Annotated in this window: 14 protein-coding genes and 1 pseudogene; 7 read left to right on the top strand and 8 right to left on the bottom strand. The window is 67.6% G+C overall.

Features of this window, described 5'->3' with window-relative positions; all coding sequences use genetic code 11:
• The first annotated feature begins 207 nt into the window (after positions 1-207).
• Positions 208-654, top strand: a complete 447-nt coding sequence (locus BJ970_RS24970) for a universal stress protein (protein WP_184728448.1) — start codon at positions 208-210, stop codon at positions 652-654.
• A gap of 11 nt (positions 655-665) precedes the next feature.
• The gene (locus BJ970_RS24965) at positions 666-3095 is read left to right on the top strand and encodes a glycoside hydrolase family 65 protein (protein ID WP_184728447.1); all 2430 of its coding nucleotides are present in this window, start codon (positions 666-668) and stop codon (positions 3093-3095) included.
• A gap of 23 nt (positions 3096-3118) precedes the next feature.
• Here the strand turns inward: BJ970_RS24965 and ppk2 are convergent, their stop codons facing one another.
• Together ppk2 and BJ970_RS24955 are read right to left on the bottom strand one after the other, a co-directional pair.
• Complete coding sequence (gene ppk2 / locus BJ970_RS24960; RefSeq protein WP_184728446.1) at positions 3119-3958, bottom strand: polyphosphate kinase 2; 840 nt, start codon at positions 3956-3958, stop codon at positions 3119-3121.
• 181 nt (positions 3959-4139) lie between these two features.
• Complete coding sequence (locus BJ970_RS24955) at positions 4140-6482, bottom strand: heavy metal translocating P-type ATPase (protein ID WP_184728445.1); 2343 nt, start codon at positions 6480-6482, stop codon at positions 4140-4142.
• A 256-nt stretch (positions 6483-6738) separates the two neighbouring features.
• Here BJ970_RS24955 and acsA point away from each other — a divergent pair, with 256 nt between their 5' ends.
• The 5 genes from acsA to BJ970_RS24930 are packed head-to-tail and all read left to right on the top strand — an operon-like array spanning position 6739 to position 12025.
• Positions 6739-8511 (top strand): acetate--CoA ligase, encoded by a 1773-nt coding sequence (gene acsA / locus BJ970_RS24950; protein ID WP_184728444.1) that lies wholly within the window; start codon positions 6739-6741, stop codon positions 8509-8511.
• Positions 8508-9500, top strand: a complete 993-nt coding sequence (gene pdhA, locus BJ970_RS24945) for a pyruvate dehydrogenase (acetyl-transferring) E1 component subunit alpha (protein ID WP_184728443.1) — start codon at positions 8508-8510, stop codon at positions 9498-9500. The genes acsA and pdhA overlap by 4 nt, the downstream gene beginning before the upstream one ends.
• Positions 9497-10477 carry an alpha-ketoacid dehydrogenase subunit beta gene (locus tag BJ970_RS24940; protein WP_184728442.1) on the top strand — a complete coding sequence of 327 codons (981 nt, stop codon included), beginning with the start codon at positions 9497-9499 and terminating at the stop codon, positions 10475-10477. The genes pdhA and BJ970_RS24940 overlap by 4 nt, the downstream gene beginning before the upstream one ends.
• A gap of 1 nt (position 10478) precedes the next feature.
• Positions 10479-11771, top strand: a complete 1293-nt coding sequence (locus BJ970_RS24935) for a dihydrolipoamide acetyltransferase family protein (RefSeq protein WP_184728441.1) — start codon at positions 10479-10481, stop codon at positions 11769-11771.
• Positions 11771-12025: an acyl carrier protein gene (locus BJ970_RS24930; protein WP_184728440.1), complete on the top strand. Its 255-nt coding sequence runs from the start codon at positions 11771-11773 to the stop codon at positions 12023-12025. The genes BJ970_RS24935 and BJ970_RS24930 overlap by 1 nt, the downstream gene beginning before the upstream one ends.
• On the opposite strand, the gene BJ970_RS39035 is transcribed toward BJ970_RS24930, so the two are convergent.
• The 6 genes and pseudogenes from BJ970_RS39035 to BJ970_RS24910 all read right to left on the bottom strand — a co-directional run bounded on the left by BJ970_RS39035 (position 11968) and on the right by BJ970_RS24910 (position 17933).
• A complete protein-coding gene (locus tag BJ970_RS39035) occupies positions 11968-12765 on the bottom strand; it encodes an HAD-IC family P-type ATPase (protein ID WP_281399484.1) in 798 nt (265 codons plus the stop codon). The genes BJ970_RS24930 and BJ970_RS39035 overlap by 58 nt on opposite strands.
• An 85-nt stretch (positions 12766-12850) precedes the next feature.
• Complete coding sequence (locus tag BJ970_RS39030; protein WP_312864468.1) at positions 12851-13336, bottom strand: HAD-IC family P-type ATPase; 486 nt, start codon at positions 13334-13336, stop codon at positions 12851-12853.
• Positions 13337-13339: 3 nt separating this feature from the next.
• Positions 13340-13455: pseudogene (locus BJ970_RS39025) on the bottom strand (cation-transporting P-type ATPase); the annotation flags it as partial.
• Positions 13456-13986: 531 nt separating this feature from the next.
• The gene (locus BJ970_RS24920; RefSeq protein ID WP_184728439.1) at positions 13987-14910 is read right to left on the bottom strand and encodes an alpha/beta fold hydrolase; all 924 of its coding nucleotides are present in this window, start codon (positions 14908-14910) and stop codon (positions 13987-13989) included.
• Between the two features lie 184 nt (positions 14911-15094).
• A complete protein-coding gene (locus BJ970_RS24915) occupies positions 15095-16522 on the bottom strand; it encodes a wax ester/triacylglycerol synthase family O-acyltransferase (protein ID WP_184728438.1) in 1428 nt (475 codons plus the stop codon).
• A gap of 151 nt (positions 16523-16673) precedes the next feature.
• Positions 16674-17933 carry an MFS transporter gene (locus tag BJ970_RS24910; protein WP_312864398.1) on the bottom strand — a complete coding sequence of 420 codons (1260 nt, stop codon included), beginning with the start codon at positions 17931-17933 and terminating at the stop codon, positions 16674-16676.
• Positions 17934-18053: the final 120 nt, after the last annotated feature.

Here is an 18053-nt window from a genome sequence, read left to right as displayed (position 1 = left end):
AAAATAGGCAAGGCTCACCTTAGTTCAAATTGAGTATGGGTGCGATACCACCAGTCGTCTCTGGGGCACCACCGACCGGTTCAACAGGTCACGGGGTCAGCGGCGAGTACGCGGTGTGCTGCCGGGCTATTCGGCGGTCCGGCGTGCTGGTGCGCGCTGCTCATCCGCGGCACATCCTTGGTGCGGGCACCGTCGGGGGAGGCCGCCATGAGCAGCAACGAACACCAGTACACGATCGTGGTCGGGGTGGACGGGTCGCCGTCGTCGAAGGCCGCCTTGCGCTGGGCGGCCTGGCATGCGGGCCTGGTCGGCGGGAGCATCACCGCGATCATGGTGTGGGACCTGCCGATGATCTACAACTGGGAAGTCCCCGGCCCCCAGGACTTCGCGCACAACACCGCCACCACACTCAGCACCGTCATCGACGAAGTACTGGGCGACACCAGCCCAGTAGAGATCCACAAAGAAGTCGCTCAGGGCCATCCCGCGCGCGCCTTGCTCGACGCCGCCGATGAAACCCGGGCGGATCTGATCGTCGTCGGCAACCGCGGGCACGGGGGATTCACCGAGGCGTTGCTCGGCTCGGTCAGCCAGCACGTCGTGCACCACGCGCACTGCCCCGTCGTCATCGTCCGCGAGCCCGCGGAAACCTGACCGCGGCCCTCATGACCACCTGGCAGTACCGCTTTGGCGACTTCAACCCGGATGACGAAGGCCGCCGGGAGGCCTTGAGCACGCTGGGCAACGGGTACTTCGCGACCCGTGGCGCCGCGCCGGAATCCCGTGCCGATGCGGCGCACTACCCGGGCACCTACGTCGCGGGCTGCTACAACCGACTTACCTCGACGGTGTCCGGCCGCGAGGTGGAAACCGAGTCGTTGGTCAACATGCCGAACTGGCTGCTGCTGACCTTCCGGATCGATGAGGGCCCGTGGTTCGATCTGGCGCAGGTCGAGGTGCTCGACTACGAGCAGGAGTTGGATCTCGAACGCGGTATCCTGGTCCGACGGCTGCGCTTCCGCGACGGGCACGCGCGGACGACCAGGATCGTGCAGCGCCGCTTCGTGCACATGGCCTCGCCCCACCTCGCCGGTCTGGAGACCACGCTCGTCGCGGAAGACTGGTCAGGGCCGCTGACGTTCCGCAGCGGCATCGACGGCAACGTGACCAACAGCGGGGTCGCCCGCTACCGTGCCCTGGGCGGCCGACACCTCGTCGATCATCGCATCGCTGAAGTCGCCCCGAACATCGTTGTCCTGCAGGCGCTAACGTCCCAGTCGCACATCCGCATCGCTGAGGCCGAGCGCGTCCGGGTGTTCGTCGGCGGCGAACTGGTCGACGCCGACCGGTCACTCCTACGTCGCGAGGACCTGATCGCCCACGATCTCACCGTCGAGGTCGACCGGAACACCGAAGTGCGGGTGGAGAAGATCATCGCGCTGCACACCTCGCGGGACTTCGCCAGCACCGAACCCGCTGCCGAGGCCGTCGAGCAGGTGCGGGACGCAGCCGGTTTCGACGAGTTGTGCCGATCCCATAGCCTGGCATGGGCACGCCTGCACAGCGCTTTCCATTGTGGACTATCGATGAGTGAGGACGCGCAGCAGGCGGTGCACCTGCACCTGTTCCACCTGCTGCAAACCGTGTCGCCCAACACCACGGATCTCGACGTCGGGCTACCGGCCCGTGGTCTGCACGGCGAGGCGTATCGCGGCCACGTGTTCTGGGACGAGCTGTTCGTCCTGCCGAGTCTCAACCTGCGGATGCCGCAGTTGAGCCGGGCATTGCTGCTCTACCGCTACCGCCGACTGCAACAGGCCCGGAACGCCGCTCGCGATGCGGGATTCGCCGGGGCGATGTTCCCGTGGCAGAGCGGCAGCAACGGCCGGGAGGAAAGCCAGCTGCTGCACCTCAACCCCCGCTCGGGGCGGTGGCTTCCGGACAACACGCATCTTCAGCGCCACATCGGCATCGCCATCGCGCACAACATCTGGCACTACCACCAGGCCACCGGGGACGACGAGTTCTTCAGCGACTACGGCGCGGAGATGATCCTGGAAATCGCCCGGTTCTTCGCCTCGCTCGCCCACTACGACCGCAGCCGCGACCGCTACGTCATCCGCGGCGTCGTCGGCCCGGACGAGTACCACACCGCCTACCCCGGAAGCGACCGACCGGGAATCGACAACAACGCCTACACCAACATCATGACCGCCTGGCTGTGCCACACCGCGGTACAGGTCCTGCACGAGCTGCCGGTCGAGCGCCGCACCGAGCTCACCGACGCACTCGACCTCCGCCACGGCGAGATCGACCGCTGGAAACGCATCGCACATCGCATGTTCGTGCCCTTCCACGGCAACGGAATCATCAGCCAGTTCGAAGGCTACGACCGGCTCGCCGAACTCGACTGGGACGCCTACCGGCAGCACTACGGCGACATCCAACGCCTCGACCGCATCCTCGAAGGCGAGAACGACGACCCGAACCGCTACCAGGTGTCCAAGCAAGCCGACGTGCTGATGCTGTTCTACCTGCTGTCGGCTGAAGAACTCGAAGAGATCCTCACCAGGCTCGGTTACCCGATGCCCGCCATTCCAGACAACATCGAGTACTACCTCAAGCGCACCAGCCACGGATCTACCCTCAGCGCCGTCGTGCACGCCTGGGTCCTCGCCCGCGGCCGCCGCCACCAGGCACTGGAGTTCTTCGACAATGTGCTCGCCAGCGACATCCACGACACCCAGCACGGCACCACGGCCGAAGGCATCCACCTAGCCGCCATGGCCGGCAGCATCGACCTCCTGCAACGCTGCTTCGCCGGCATCGAAGTCCGCGACGACACCCTGCGGTTCAACCCCTTGTGGCCCGCCGAACTAGGCCCGCTGGAGCTGTCCATCCGCTACCGCGGCCAACCCCTCACCATCAAGATCACCGGCCGAACCGCCACGGTGAGAACCGCACCCGGGCGGGCCCGCCTCCCCGTGGCCTGCGCCTGCGGTCCGCGCATCATCCCCCTCGGGCCAGGAGAAACCGCACGATTCTCCCTGGAACGCCCACCCCGAGGTGGGGACCCCACGGCTTTCGCTCCTTGAACACCAGCACCGGCACGCCCGTATCAGAGCGAAGCGGCGTGGTCAGGCACGTAGGTGTAGTTCTCCCGGGACGGCCGCTCGTAGTCGCCGGGCTGCTGCCGCGCGGGCAGGTCCACCTGGGGGCGCGGCACCTCGTAATAGGGGACGCTGGACAGCAGGTGAGCGATCATGTTGATCCGCCCCCGGCGCTTGTCCTCGCTCTCCACCAGGTACCACGGCGCCTCGGGCGTATCGGTAGCCGCGAGCATCTCGTCCCTGGCCCGCGAATACTCCTGCCAGCGGGACACCGATTCCAGATCGATGGGCGACAGTTTCCACCGGCGCATCGGATCATCAACGCGCTTGCGCAGGCGCCGTTCCTGCTCGACCTGGCTGATCGAGAACCAGTACTTCCGCAGCAACAGGCCATCCTCGACGAGCAGGCGCTCGAACACCGGGCACTGCCGGAGAAACAGCCGGTACTCCCGCTGTGTGCAGAACCCCATCACGTACTCGACGCCGGCGCGGTTGTACCAACTGCGATCGAACAGCACCATCTCCCCCGCCGCAGGCAACTGCTCGACGTAACGCTGGAAGTACCACTGCGAGCGCGCTCGCTCGGACGGCGCCGGAAGCGCCACGATCCGCGCTACCCGGGGATTGAGGTACTCGGCCACCCGCTTGATCGTGCTCCCCTTACCGGCCGCATCACGCCCCTCGAAGACCACCACAAGCCGCGCACCCTCGGCCCGAACCCACTCCTGCAGCTTCACCAACTCCGCCTGCAACTGGAAAAGCTCACGCTCGTAAACTCGACGCGGCAGCCGTCTCCGCACCTCGACGCTAGTCTCTTCGGCCCGCTCCACGCTCTCGCCGCCAAGCATTCCGCTCACCCCCTGGCCCACGGCCGGACCAGCCCTTCACCCGCCCGGCTACCCCGATCCGGGACCTCATCGACCCGGAGCCGACGCGTTCGCGGGTCAACTCCCCTGCCCTGCTCGGATCGCCTCGGCCGCATCCGTCATCCTGCGCATCTGTGCGGTCGCTCGTCTTCGGCTGCCGCGATCACCTCCCATGCGGCGGAGGCGATTGGGCGGGCCCGGCGGGGAGGTGTAGTCGTTTGAGGGCGAGGGCGTTGACGGCAACGATCACGCTGGATCCGGACATGGTCAGCGCTGCGATCTCCGGGCGGAGCATGAGACCGAAGGCGGGTTCGAACACGCCGGCGGCGATGGGCAGCGCGATCGCGTTGTAGCCGATGGCCCAGCCGAGATTCTGCCGCATCTTGCGCAGCGTGCCGCGGCCTATGCGCAGCGCGGTGGGAACACCGACGGGATCGGAGCGCATGAGCACGACGTCGGCGGTCTCGATGGCCACGTCCGTGCCGGCTCCGATCGCGATCCCCACGTCGGCTTGGGCGAGGGCGGGTGCGTCGTTGACGCCGTCGCCGACCATGGCGACCGTGCGGCCGGTGCTTTGCAGTTCGGCGATCTTGGCCGCCTTGTCGCCGGGCAGGACTTCGGCGATGACGGTGTCGATGCCCAGCCGCTGCGCGATCCGCTCGGCAGTGGCTTGGTTGTCGCCGGTGAGCATCGCGACCTCGACGCCGAGGCCGTGCAGGGCTGCCACCGCGTCGGCCGAGGTCTCGCGCGGAGCGTCGGCAATACCGATGACCCCGGCCGCGCGCCCGTCGACCGCAGCAAGCACCACGGTGCGGCCGGTGGTGGCCAACTCGTCCCGGCGCTGGCTCAGCGTCCCGAAGTCAATGCCTTCTCGCTCCAGCAGCTTCCGGTTGCCCACCACGACCTTTCGACCCGCCACTTCGGCGATGGCGCCATGTCCGGGGACCGCCTCGAACCGTTCGGCGCGCAATGTGTCGAGGTCCTGGCTGCGCGCGTGGCCGACGATCGCCGACGCCAGCGGATGCTCGGACTCCCGTTCAACCGCGGCCACCAACCCGATCAACGCATCCTCGGAGATGCCGTCGGTGTGGACGTCGGTCACCTCCGGCTCACCCTTGGTCAGGGTGCCCGTCTTGTCCATGACCACGACCTGGACACGAGCCGATGTCTCCAGCGCCATCGCGTTCTTGAACAGCACCCCGCGCGCGGCGCCCAGACCGGTGCCGACCATGATCGCCGTCGGTGTCGCCAACCCCAGGGCGTCCGGGCAGGTGATGACCACGACCGTGATGGCGAACAGGATCGCCGCGCTGAACGGGCTTTCGGCAACCAGCCACGCCGCCAGCGTCAGCCCACCGCCGACCAGTGCGACCAGCACCAGCCAGAACGCGGCGCGGTCGGCCAGCCGCTGGCCCGGCGCCTTGGAGTTCTGAGCCGCCTGCACGAGCTGCACGATCTGAGCCAGAGCGGTATCCGAACCGACCTTGGTCGCCCGCACCCGCAGGGTCCCGTGGGTGTTGATCGTGGCCCCGACGACTACTGAACCGGGATGCTTGTGCACCGGGAGGCTCTCGCCGGTGACCATCGATTCGTCGACCTCGCTGTCGCCGTCGACGACCACGCCGTCGACGGCGATCTTGGCTCCCGGCCGCACCAGGAGCAGATCGCCCACGACCACCTCGGCCGTCGGGATTTCCACCGGCTCGGTGTTGCGGACGACGAGCGCCTTGGGCGGTGCGAGGTCGAGCAGGGTGCGGATCGCGTCGTTTGCTCCTCCGCGTGCTCGCATCTCGAACCAGTGCCCGAGCAGCACGAACGCCGCCAGCACGGTCGCGGCCTCGTAGAACACCTCCCCACCGCCGGTGGCCGTGACCACCAGCGAGTACAGCCACCCGGCGCCGACCGCGACGGCGACCAGCACCATCATGTCCAGCGTGCGCGCCCGAAGCGCCCGCATCGCACCGGCAAAGAAGATCGAACAGGAGTAGAAGATCACCGGCAGGCTCAGCAGCAACGCCCACACATCCTGCCGCAACCCAAACGGCACCGGCACGTCCAAGCCCAGGACCTCGACCCCGATCGGCGACCACACCACGATCGGGATCGAGAACACCAACGCCACCAGGAACCGGTTGCGCATGTCGGCGACCATCCCCGCCATCGACACGGCCTCCGGCGGCGCCTCCACGACCTCAGCAGGCGGAGCCGCTACCCGCGCACCCGGTTCCAGCAACGGGTCGCAGATGTGGGACGGCACAGACTGACCGGCGCAGTGGTAGCCGCACTCCCGCACCCAGCGACGCAACTCGGCCAGCGAAGTCCGCCCAGGGTCGAAGGTCACCGTCGCCGTCTGGGCCACCGGATTCGTCTCGACCACGACCACCCCTGGTCGTCGGGCCAGCACCGAGCCCACAATGCTCTGCTCCGACGCCCACAACATCCCGCTGACATCGAGCACAGCGGTGCGGTGCCCGTCGCGAGCACCCCGATCGGCCTGGCCACTCACCTGCCGCCTCCCATCCACGTATACGACCCGCGATGACTGCGCCCAGCCCGTGGGTGACCGCGTCCTCAGCGCGAGGTCGCGCACCTCCAAGCCCTCACCGCAGCGTCGACACCTGTGAGTACCCGCTCGCCACGCGAGCCACCGGTCACGCGGGAAGAGCCACCAGGCCAGGTGCGTCCCTGCGAGAGCCGTTGGCCTCTAGCGGGCGTAGTCGTCAGCGGGCTTGCCTGGTCAGGCATGGCGGGAAGGAGGCCCGATGCGGTGGGAGCCCATCAGCAAGCCGGACGAGCAGCGCATTGTGTCGAACCTCGGCGAGTACGACCAGGTCCGACGTGAGTTCGACTGGTCGGTCGCCCGGTTGCAGCTGTCCGGCCTTCCTGGGTGCCGGGGCTTGAACATCGCTCACGAAGCGGTGGACCGGCATGCCGCTGGGGAGCGGGCGCACGTCGCTGCGCTGCGTTGTGTGGACAAGCAAGACCAGGTGACGGCAGTCAGTTACGCAGAGTTGCGGGAGCAGACCAGCCGGTTCGCGAACCTCCTGCGCGGGCTCGGAGTCCGACGCGGCGAACGGGTGTACACCTTGCTCGGTCGCGTTCCCGCGCTGTACGTGGTTGCCCTGGGGACCTTGAAGGCCAACTGTGTGCTGGCACCGTTGTTCTCGGCGTTCGGGCCGCAACCGGTCTTCGATCGGCTTCGGATCGGTGCCGGGGCCGTGCTGGTGACGACGCCGCGGCTGTACCGGAACAAGATCCGACAGATCCGCGCCGACCTGCCACAGTTGCGGCACGTGCTTCTAGTCGGCGACGGAGACGCGGAACCTGGGACCATCGATTTGGCGGACGCGCTCGCGCGGGCTGGCACCGATTTCGAGATCCCGCCGACGTCGCCAGAGGATTGGGCGTTGCTGCACTTCACCAGCGGCACCACAGGCAGGCCAAAAGGCGCCGTGCACGTGCATGACGCGGTGGTCGCGCACCACGCCACCGCAGCGTATGCGCTGGACTTGCGTCCGGATGACGTGTTCTGGTGCACCGCAGATCCCGGCTGGGTCACCGGCACTTCCTACGGGATCATCGCTCCCTTGACGCACGGCACCACCGTGGTCAGCGATGAGGGCGAGTTCGACGCGCGGCGCTGGTACCGCGTGCTCGCCGAGCAGCGCGTCACCGTCTGGTATACCGCCCCGACCGCGCTGCGCATGTTGATGCGACACGGTCCGGAGCTGGCGTCCCGCTACGACCTGTCCGCCCTGCGGTATGTCGCCAGCGTCGGAGAGCCGCTCAACCCCGAAGTCGTGGTGTGGGGTCAAGACGTGCTGGGGCTGCCCGTCCACGACAACTGGTGGCAGACTGAGACCGGCGCGATCATGATCAGTAACTATCCGGCCGAGGAGGTCCGGCCCGGGTCGATGGGCCGCCCGGTGCCCGGCGTCGAAGCCGGCCTGCTGGAGCGCGGCGAGGACGGCCGGGCCCGCGTCGAGCACGGGAAGGTGCGCGAATTGACCGGCGCCGACGTCGAGGGCGAGCTCGCGTTGCGGCCCGGGTGGCCGTCGATGTTCCGCGGTTATCTGCACGACGAGGCCCGGTATGCGGCGGCGTTCGCCGACGGCTGGTACCTCACCGGCGACATCGCCGCGCGGGACTCCGATGGCTACTACTGGTTCGTCGGCCGAGCTGACGACGTGATCAAGTCCGCCGGTCATCTCGTCGGGCCCTTCGAAGTGGAAAGCACCTTGATGGAGCACCCGGCGGTGGCCGAAGCCGGAGTGATCGGCAAACCGGACCCGGTCGCCGGAGAGCTGGTGAAGGCGTTCGTGTCGCTACGCCCGGGGCATACACCAAGTGAGGAGCTGCGCACCGAATTGCTGGCCTTCGGTCGACGTCGGCTCGGCGCGGTGGCCCCGAAAGAACTCACCTTCGACGACGACCTTCCGCACACCCGCAGCGGAAAGGTCATGCGCCGGTTGCTCAAATCCCGGGAACTCGGCCTCCCGGAAGGAGATCTGTCCACACTGGAGAAGACGCGATGAGCCGACGAGGATCACCAGCGACCAGCGCTAAGGCCAAGCACCGCACCGAATTGCTGCGGCAAATGCTGCGGATCCGCCGCTTCGAAGAGCGCTGCGTCGAGCTCTACAGCACCGCGGAAATCCGCGGATTCATGCACCTCTACATCGGCGAAGAAGCCGTCGCGGCGGGTTTGATGCAGGCGCTGAGCCCCGACGACGCCGTGGTGTCCACTTACCGCGAACACGGCCACGCCCTCGCCCGCGGGGTCCCAATGGTCTCGGTGATGGCCGAGATGTTCGGCCGCGTCACCGGATGCAGCCGGGGACGTGGCGGATCGATGCACCTCTTCGACGTCTCCCGGCGGTTCTACGGCGGCAACGCGATCGTCGGAGGAGGACTGCCGATCGCCGTGGGGCTCGCGCTGGCCGATGCGATGCGCGGTCGTCCGCAGGTCACTGCGTGCCTGTTCGGCGACGGCGCCGTCGCCGAGGGCGAGTTCCACGAATGCTTGAACCTGGCCGCACTGTGGCGGCTGCCGGTGCTGTTCTGCTGCGAGAACAACCTCTACGCCATGGGTACCGCTCTTGCCCGAGCGCAGGCCGAGACCGACCTGGCGCTGCGGGCGAGCTCCTACGGGATGCCGTCGTGGGCCGTCGACGGGATGGATGCGGAGGCCGTCGCCGCTGCGGGCCATCGCGCGGTGGAGACCATGCGTGGCAGCCCCGGGCCGTGCTTCCTGGAACTGCGGACCTACCGGTTCCGGGCGCACTCGATGTACGACGCGGAACGCTACCGCGACAAAGCCGAAGTTGAACACTGGAAGCAGTACGACCCGATCGACCGGCTCACCGCCCGCATGCGCGACGACGGCGAACTCACCGACGAGACCCTGACCGCATTGGGGTCCGAAATGGACACCGAGCTGGATGGGGCGGTTTCCGAAGCACAGGCCGGAGCGCTCGAGCCCGTCGAGGACCTGACCCGTTTCGTTTATACCGAGCAGCCATGACCGCCGTGCACACCACCTACCGCGACGCCATCCGGGAGGCGCTGCGCGAAGCACTCCGCGACGACGAGCGTGTGTTCCTCATGGGCGAGGACGTCGGCCGCTACGGCGGCTGCTTCGCCGTCAGCCTCGGCCTCCTGGAGGAGTTCGGCCCAGAGCGCATCCGGGACACCCCGCTGTCGGAGTCGGCGTTCGTCGGCGCCGGCATCGGCGCGGCACTGGCCGGGATGCGCCCCATCGTGGAGATCATGACCGTCAACTTCAGCCTGCTGGCCCTGGATCAGATCCTCAACAACGCCGCCACCCTGCTGCACATGTCCGGCGGGCAGCTCAGCGTCCCGCTGGTCATCCGCATGACCACCGGTGCCGGACGTCAGCTCGCCGCGCAGCACTCCCACAGTCTGGAAGGCTGGTACGCCCACATCCCCGGACTGCGCATCATCACCCCGGCCACCCTGCCGGACGCCCGTGGCATGCTGCGCCCGGCGCTGGAGTGCCCGGACCCGGTGCTGGTGTTCGAGCACGGCTCGCTCTACAACGCCGCCGGGGACCTTGATGAACCGGCCGATGCGGTGGATATCGACAACGCAGCCCTCCGCCGCACAGGCACCGACATCTCACTCATCACCTATGGCGGCACCCTGCCCACAACGCTGGCCGCCGCCGAACAACTCGCCGCCGAGGGCATCGAGGCCGACGTCATCGACCTACGCACGCTGCGCCCGCTGGACGAGGCGAGCATCCTCGACTCCGTCCGGCGCACCCACCACGCCGTCGTGGTCGACGAGGGATGGCGCAGCGGCAGCCTTTCGGCCGAGATCGCCGCGCGCATCACTGAACACGCCTTCTACGACCTCGACGCCCCTGTGGAACGGGTGTGCACCGCCGAGGTCCCCATGCCCTACGCCAAACACCTCGAAGACGCCGCCCTGCCCCAGACCGACGACGTGGTGGCCGCGGCGCGGCGGGTGGTGGGCTGAGATGGCCGAGTTCCGGATGCCGTCCCTGGGTGCGGACATGGAGCAGGGCACCCTCGTCGAATGGCTTGTCCAGCCCGGTGACACCGTCCACAAGGGAGATCTCGTCGCGGCCGTGGACACCGAGAAGGCCACCATCGAGGTGGAATGCTTCGACACCGGCATCATCGACCGCCTACTCGTGCAACCGGGCCAGACGGTACCGGTCGGCAGCCCGCTCGCTATCATCTCCACCGGTGCGCACGGAGCCCCCTCCGGCCCCGCACCACTCCAACCCGCCGCGCCGACACCCCAACCTCACCCGACGGTTGCCACGCCCCCGGTGCGCAAACTCGCCGCACAACACGGCATCGACCTCACGACGATCCACGGCACCGGCCACGGAGGAGCCGTCACTCACGCCGACGTCGAAGCCGCCATTCACCGGCGCATCGAAACACCACCCGTCAAGGCACCCGCAGCAACGCGGCCGCGGATCTCGCCCTACGCCCGACGGCTGGCCACCGAACTCGGCGTCGACCCGAACCGGCTGACCGGAACCGGCGCCAACGGATCCGTTCGAGCACGCGATGTACGCGCCGCAGCGGAGAAACCTCCTGCCGCGCCATCACGCCCAAGCACGGGCGAACGCAGCGCGGAGGCCATGCGGCACGCCATCGCAGCGCTCATGGCCAGGTCGAAACGCGAGATCCCGCACTACTACCTCATCAGCACCATCGACCTCGCGAATGCACTCGAATGGCTACGTGAACGCAACCGCCACGCCCCGGTGGCAGACCGCATCGTACCCGCCGCACTCTTGCTCAAAGCCAGCGCACTCGCCGCGCGCGAGGTCCCCGACCTCAACGGCCACTGGACCAACGACCGCTTCCAGCCCGCAGACGCAGTACACCTGGGTGTCGCCGTGTCACTGCACGGCGGCGGTCTGCTTACCCCCAGCATCCCCAACGCCGAACAGCTCCCCCTCACCGAAGTCATGCGCCGCCTGCGCGAGCTGGTCTCCCGCGCCCGCAATGGTCGTCTGCGTTCCTCGGACACCGCACCGGCCACCATCACCGTGACCAACCTCGGCGAGCTCGGTGTCGAATCCGTCCAAGGCGTGATCTACCCACCACAAGTGGCTCTCGTCGGATTCGGCGCGGTCAGTCACCGACCGTGGGCGATCGGCGATCTGCTCGGTATCCGGCCGCTGGTCACCGCAACGCTCTCCGGCGACCACCGAGCCACTGACGGCGCCACCGGCGCCCGCTTCCTCACTGCCGTCGACACGTTCTTGCAACACCCGGGGGACCTGTGATGCCCCAGCCGATCACGCCGGACCGCGCCCGCGACCTCGTGCACGACGCGCTGCGCAAGGCCATGCCCGGGGCCGACCTCGACACCCTGGACGAACACGAGAACTTCCGCGAGGCACTCGAACTGGACTCGCTGGACTTCCTCACCTTCGTCGAAGCGCTCGGCAACGCCGCCGGCATCCGCATCGACGAAGACGACTACGACAAGCTCACCACAATGCGCTCCACAGTGGACTTCCTCACCACCCGGACATGAGGTTGGCCGTAACGTCGCCGCGAACCCCGGCACCAGCGCGCGAGGTGAGCCGCTCCGCCCAGATCGTCAGCAGCCGTGACCACTGCCTGCCGATCCAGCGGCTCGACGGTGCCGTCGGCAGCCATCTCGTCCGCGCACAACGCAAGAATCCGCTCGATCGCACCCTTGGCGAACACCACATACCGGTGATGGGCGGCTTCTTCGTGCAGGGTGGCCATGTACTGGCGTTCGGAGCTGAACGGGATCACAGCGGTGCGCGGAAACGCGTGAGCGACATCCGTGTCGAGATCGAGACCGGCCTTGCCCGCAACCACCAGCATGGCACCCTCGGTGGGGTCGCCGACCACACCTGGTCTGCCATCACGAGAGATGAGTGTGGCGTCGTTGCAGGACGCGCCCGCAAGCAGACACCAACGCAACGCCTCGCTGTTGACCATCGCCTCGGCTTGGCCGGTGCTGTCGAGGACGGTTCCGTCGGCGGCGTAGCCCGAGCCGGTCACGTCGAACCGGTCGTCCGGCGTCCATACCGTGCGGACGGTCATCTGGTTTTCGGTGAGCGTGCCGGTCTTGTCCGAACCGATCACGGTCGTGCTGCCCAGGGTCTCCACCGCAGGCAGCCGCCGGATCACCGCCCGTCTGCGGGCCATGCGCGCCACACCGATGGCCAGGGTGATGGTGACCGCAGCTGGGAGTCCCTCGGGGATGGCCCCCACGGCCAACGCCACCGCTGCGGTGAACATCTCCACCGCCCTGGCCCGGGGCCACGCCGATCGCGAAGGTCACCGCTGCCAGAGCAAGGATGACCACGGTGAGGACCTTGCTGACCTAGGAGAGCTTGCGGGTCAGCGGTGTCGCCAGCTCCTCGGCGGCGCCGACGAGCCGGTGGATCTTGCCCAGTTCGGTTTCGGCACCGGTGGCCACCGGGATCATCTCGGGCAGCGTTACCTCGTCCTTGACCACCGGGACCGACTCGCCGGTCAATGCGGACTCGTCGACACGCAAGTTGGTCAGCCGGATCAGCCGAAGATCCGCCGGAACCTTGTCCCCGACCCCGACCAGCACCACATCACCTGGCACCAGGTCCTCGGACGGAACCGTCCACTCCCGCACCACCCTCGCGTGGGTACGCACCATCGCCCGCAGCGCGTCCAGCGCCGCCTCGGCCTTCGACTCCTGCACGAACCCCACGGCCGTGTTCAGCAGCACCACACCGAAGATCACGCTCGCGTCGACACCCTCCCCGAACGCCAGCGCCACCGCCCCCGCGACCAGCAACAGATACACCAGCGGGTAGTGCAGTTGCCGCACCACCCGGAGGACCGGACCGGCAGTGCGCGCCTGGGGTAACGAGTTCAGCCCGTAGCGTTCCGGCGTCGACTCGCCTCGGGCTGGGTCAGCCCACGATGCGGGTCGGTTTGCAACAGCAGCACAACCTCATGCACTCCCAGGTTGTGGTGTACGTTGCCGGTGTGCCCGGCTGTCTTCGGTGCCACCTCACCAGCCCACCCGCATCCCCCCAGCCAGGTAAAACGGACCTTCGGCTTCAATCCAGCGGCATCAGCACCCGTAGGGCACCTTGCCCGGTTGCGGTCGCCCGCAATGAAACCCAACAACAGCCACCGCTTGGCCCGGCGTGCTGGCGCAGGGTATGCACTCTGACCACCGGCGCCAGCTCAAACGAGAGATCCACAGCATGCGTCGACCCGTCGCAGAGCACCTGGCTGGGATCACTCGCTGCGGTTACTGAGCGGGCCTGCGGCAGTCAGTGCTGGTGTACTGAATTCTCCATTCACATCTTTCGATTCAGATCGTTGTCTGGAAGGGGCTGCTCTCATGCGCCGCTTGCTGATCATTGCCGTGGCGATCGCTGGGTTGACGCTGGCCGGATTGCTTGCCTATCGCCGCACAAATCGTCAACTGTAAGTAGCACCCGTCGACGACCTCGGCTGCAAGATAGAGGGTCAGGCTAAGCCTGTCGATTCCTGTCGGGGCTGCTCGCCGGAGCTGGTGCTGTGTTGGGTCACGCGTGCCACCAAGCGTTGGAGTTGGGCGTTGACGCCTTGTGGGGATTCCAGGATCACCATGTGCGCTGCACCGGCGATGGCGACCATTTCCGCCCCCAGGATTTCCCGGGCGAGGGCTTCGCTGTGGCTTACCGGCGTGATCGTGTCTCGTTCCCCGACCAGGATCAGCGTGGGAATCTTTCCGAGTGCCGACAGCGCCGTGCGTTTGTCGAAGGTGTCGAGTTCGGGGAAGAATTCCGCGATCACCGAAATCGGGGTCGAGGCTATCGGGCGGGCCGTCGATTCGACAACAGACTCCAGGACCTGTGCGGCAAACAGGTAGCGGTGGGTGAGCCGTAACGACGTGCGGCTAGTCGCGCGGCGAACGGCATCGACCATGCGTGGTTGCCGACGCAGCAGGGACAAGCTGGTGCGAACGGCCTGGTGCAGCAGGCGGGCTACTGGCTCGGGCAACCCCAGGGTGATTCCAGACAAGCCGCCTGCGGAGGTGGCGATGAGGGCGGTGCCCACCACGCGGTCACCGAAGAGCTCGGGATGCGACTCGGCGAGCCCCAGGATGGCCATCCCGCCCATCGAGTGACCGACCAACACCACCGGACCCTGCGGGGCGGTCGCTAGCAGGACCGCGTAGAGGTCCTGACCCAGTTGGTCGATGGTGGCGTTGGACGGTGTTGCCCACCCGGACAGGCCATGTCCCCGCTGGTCCCACAGCACGAGCCGGGCCTGGTCGGCCAGCGCCGCCCGCTGGAAGTGCCAGCTCTGCGAGTCGAGCATGTAGCCATGGCAGAAGATCACGGTCGCGTCGTTCGCGACGTTGTCGACGATTTCCGCGTGCAGCGGCACCCCGTCCGATGCAGTCACGGTGAGCCCTTCCGACGCCAGCGATCCCTGGGCGTCAGGTTCAAATTCGACGTCATTCGCGCGCGCAGTCCCGAACCACCACATCGCACCCCACCAACCCCCAAATTCCGGCAGAGCATGTCACCACTAACAACGCCGGGGGTAGGGACAAACTTCCCGAAAACCCAGCAGTCAAGACACCCGGTTAGGTCAGAATTTCTCGATGCTCACCGCTGCCGAGCTTGGATCGGCCACGCTCCGTCGTTTCGACGCACCCATCGAGCTCATCCAATGCCCGTTCCAGCGAGTCGGCGAAGTTCGCGAGGTCGGGCACGGTGCGTGGGTCTGCATAGATGCCCAGGCACATGGCATCGCCATAGCTGCAGGCGGCGATGCCCATCGCTTGTCCGGTCGCGAGCGGAACAAAGGGATAGACCTCGCGCAGTCCTGCGCCTCCCAGGGCCAGCGGGACAGCGGGCAGTGGCACGTTGGAGATGACGAGGTCGTACAGCAGAGGGGCCATGCCACCGACCGCCGGTGTCACGATTCGATGCACGGCCCGTGGGAGCTGGTCAGCAAGCAAGGGGAAGGCACCGGCTCCTCGCCGGGGACCGGCCGCTTTGTTGCGATCCATCGCGGAGCGGATCGCGTGCAGCCGCTTGACCGGGTCGGGCTCGCCCACCGGCAGCTCGCACAAATAGCCCGACACCTGGTTGCGGCCGAACCCGGATTCTCCGCCCTGACGGAGGTTGACCGGCACCAAGACTCGCACGGTGCGTCCCGCGAGATCGCAGTCCTGCGACGAGAGCCACGCGCGCAGTGCCCCTGCCACCAGCGCCAGCAGGACATCGTTGATCGTGCCCCCATGCAGCGCTCGAACTCGCTGCAGGTCTGACAAGCTCAATCGGGACAGTTCGATCCGTCTTCTGGGCCAGTGGGCGCACCGCAGCGGCGAGGCGGGATCGAGCCGTCGGATTCCGCCGACGATCGCTGAGAAGATCCCCGCTGCCTCGTAGCCCTGCTTCACCAGATCGGCCGCCTTCGTGGCCCCTCCGATCAATCGGGCTGGGTGGGTCAGCACGTCGCTGGCTGAGCGCGCGGCAGCCAAACCGCGAGCTCGGAAACCACCCTCACATGGTGCCGGAGGTTGTTCCGGCGCCGTGAATCCGTCGAACAAACCCAGACCCAACTCGACTGCCCCGGGGCCGTCGCAGACGGCGTGATGCAGCTTGGCCAGCACGGCGAAGCCACCGTCGGCCAGCCCGCCGATCACCTCCAGATGCCACAAAGGATGGGTCAACTCCAGCGGGCGGGCCATGAGTTCGGCGACAACAGCGATCAACTCCTCGCGATCACCCGGATGTTCCAGGTAGTGCAGAGCCAGGTGGTCATCGATGCGAAAGCCAGGCTCCTCCACCCACGTCGCGCCTCCTGGGGGAAACCACGTCGACCGAACTCGTTGACGCAGCGGTGGTAACCGTCCTGCCCGCTCTCCCAGCAACGTCACCAGCCTGCGGAGATCGGCTGCAGGCGGTGCGCTGAACATCAGGAGAGCGCCGAAATGCATCGGCGTCGTCTCCTGCTCCAAGCACAGAAACGCCACGTCAAGTGCGCTCAGCTGCTGACGTCCCATCGGAGTCCCCTTGCGACCGGGGTGAGCCGGACCCGACACCCGGTCTCGCACCGCAGTGTGCTCCCGCGATGGACGTCCCGCACTGTTCGGACCGGCGGCCACCAGGCGCGGACCCGGTCGCCGTCGCGCCCTGAGACCGGCCGGACGCGGACTATGCGGTGGTGGCTCTGTGTCGCAATGCGGTGTAGGTCAGCAGGGCGCAGAGCATCGCGGTGACGGCCAGCAGTACCAGGCCGTAGGTGTAGTCGCCCACGGTTCCGTAGATCGAGCCCATGACCAGGGGCGGGAAGAACCCACCCAGGCCGCCGGCGGCGCCCACGACACCGGTGACTGCTCCTACCTTGCCTTCGGGTGCGAGTGTGCCGACGAGCGCGAAGACGGCCCCAGCGCCGGCGCCGAGTACTGCGGCCAGGCTGAGGAACGCGATCGTGCCGATGGGGATCAAGGGCAGTTCGACCGATGCCAGTGCCGCGAGGAGCCCGGCGAGCACGCAGCATCCGCCGAGGACGTGGGTGCCGGAGAGGTGGTCGGATAGCCAGCCCCCGAGGGGTCGGGCGAGGACGGCGAGCACGATGAATCCAGCTGTGCGGAAGGCCGCGTCTGCTGGGTCGAGGTCGAAGGCGGTCTTGAGGTAGGTGGGCAGGTAGACGCTGAAGGCCACGAACCCGCCGAAGGTCAGCGCGTAGAGGATCGCCAGTTGCCAGGTCACCGGCATTCGCAGGGTGTCGGTCGTGCGGCGGATCATGGATTCGGTCGGGGCCACGCGGTCGGCGGGGTCACGCAACAACGCCCAGCACAGCCCGGCCACCACGGCCAGGGCGAAGGCCACGGTGTTGAACGGCGCGGTTGGGCCGAAGGTCTTGGTCAACGGGATGGTCGTGAACGAGGCGATGGCGGTGCCGCCGGTGCCGAGGCCGAACAGGCCTAGGGCCATGCCGCGCCGCCTGCGGGGGAACCAGGCGTTGACGGCCGGGACGCCGATGGCGAAGGTCGTGCCGCCCACCCCGAGCAGGATCGCGCCGGTCATGAGGACCGGCATCGAACGGCCCAAGTAACCGATGGTGAGCACCGGGATGATCGTCAGCGCGCTGAACAGGGTGAACATCGGGCGGGCGCCGTAGCGGTCTGTGAGCGAGCCGACCGGGACCCGGCCGAGTGATCCGATCATCACCGGCAGCGCGACCAGCAGGGCTTGGGTGAACGGCGTCAGCCGCATGCTCTGTCCCAGTGATGGTGCCAGTGGGGCGAGCAGTGCCCAGGCCCAGAAGTTGACCAGGAAGGCCAGGGTGGCCACCACCAGCACAATTCGCGCTCGGCCGGAAATCCGCTCGCTCGCTACGCCATGCCGGATGTCGTGGGCCGCCTCCGCTGAGGCCGACTCCTCTCCGGCGTAGTCGCTGTGCTCGCTCACGAGACCCCCTCTGAGCCGGCTGAAGGTGTCGTGCGCTGCACGAATCGGGTCCAGGGCGCATTGTGGTCCACACGGTCACGGACGGCGACTCGACCTGTCCGTGCAGCCCGACCAAGCATG

This window comes from Saccharopolyspora phatthalungensis (assembly GCF_014203395.1).
GTDB lineage: Bacteria > Actinomycetota > Actinomycetes > Mycobacteriales > Pseudonocardiaceae > Saccharopolyspora > Saccharopolyspora phatthalungensis.
This window is presented reverse-complemented; position numbering and strand designations above follow the sequence as displayed.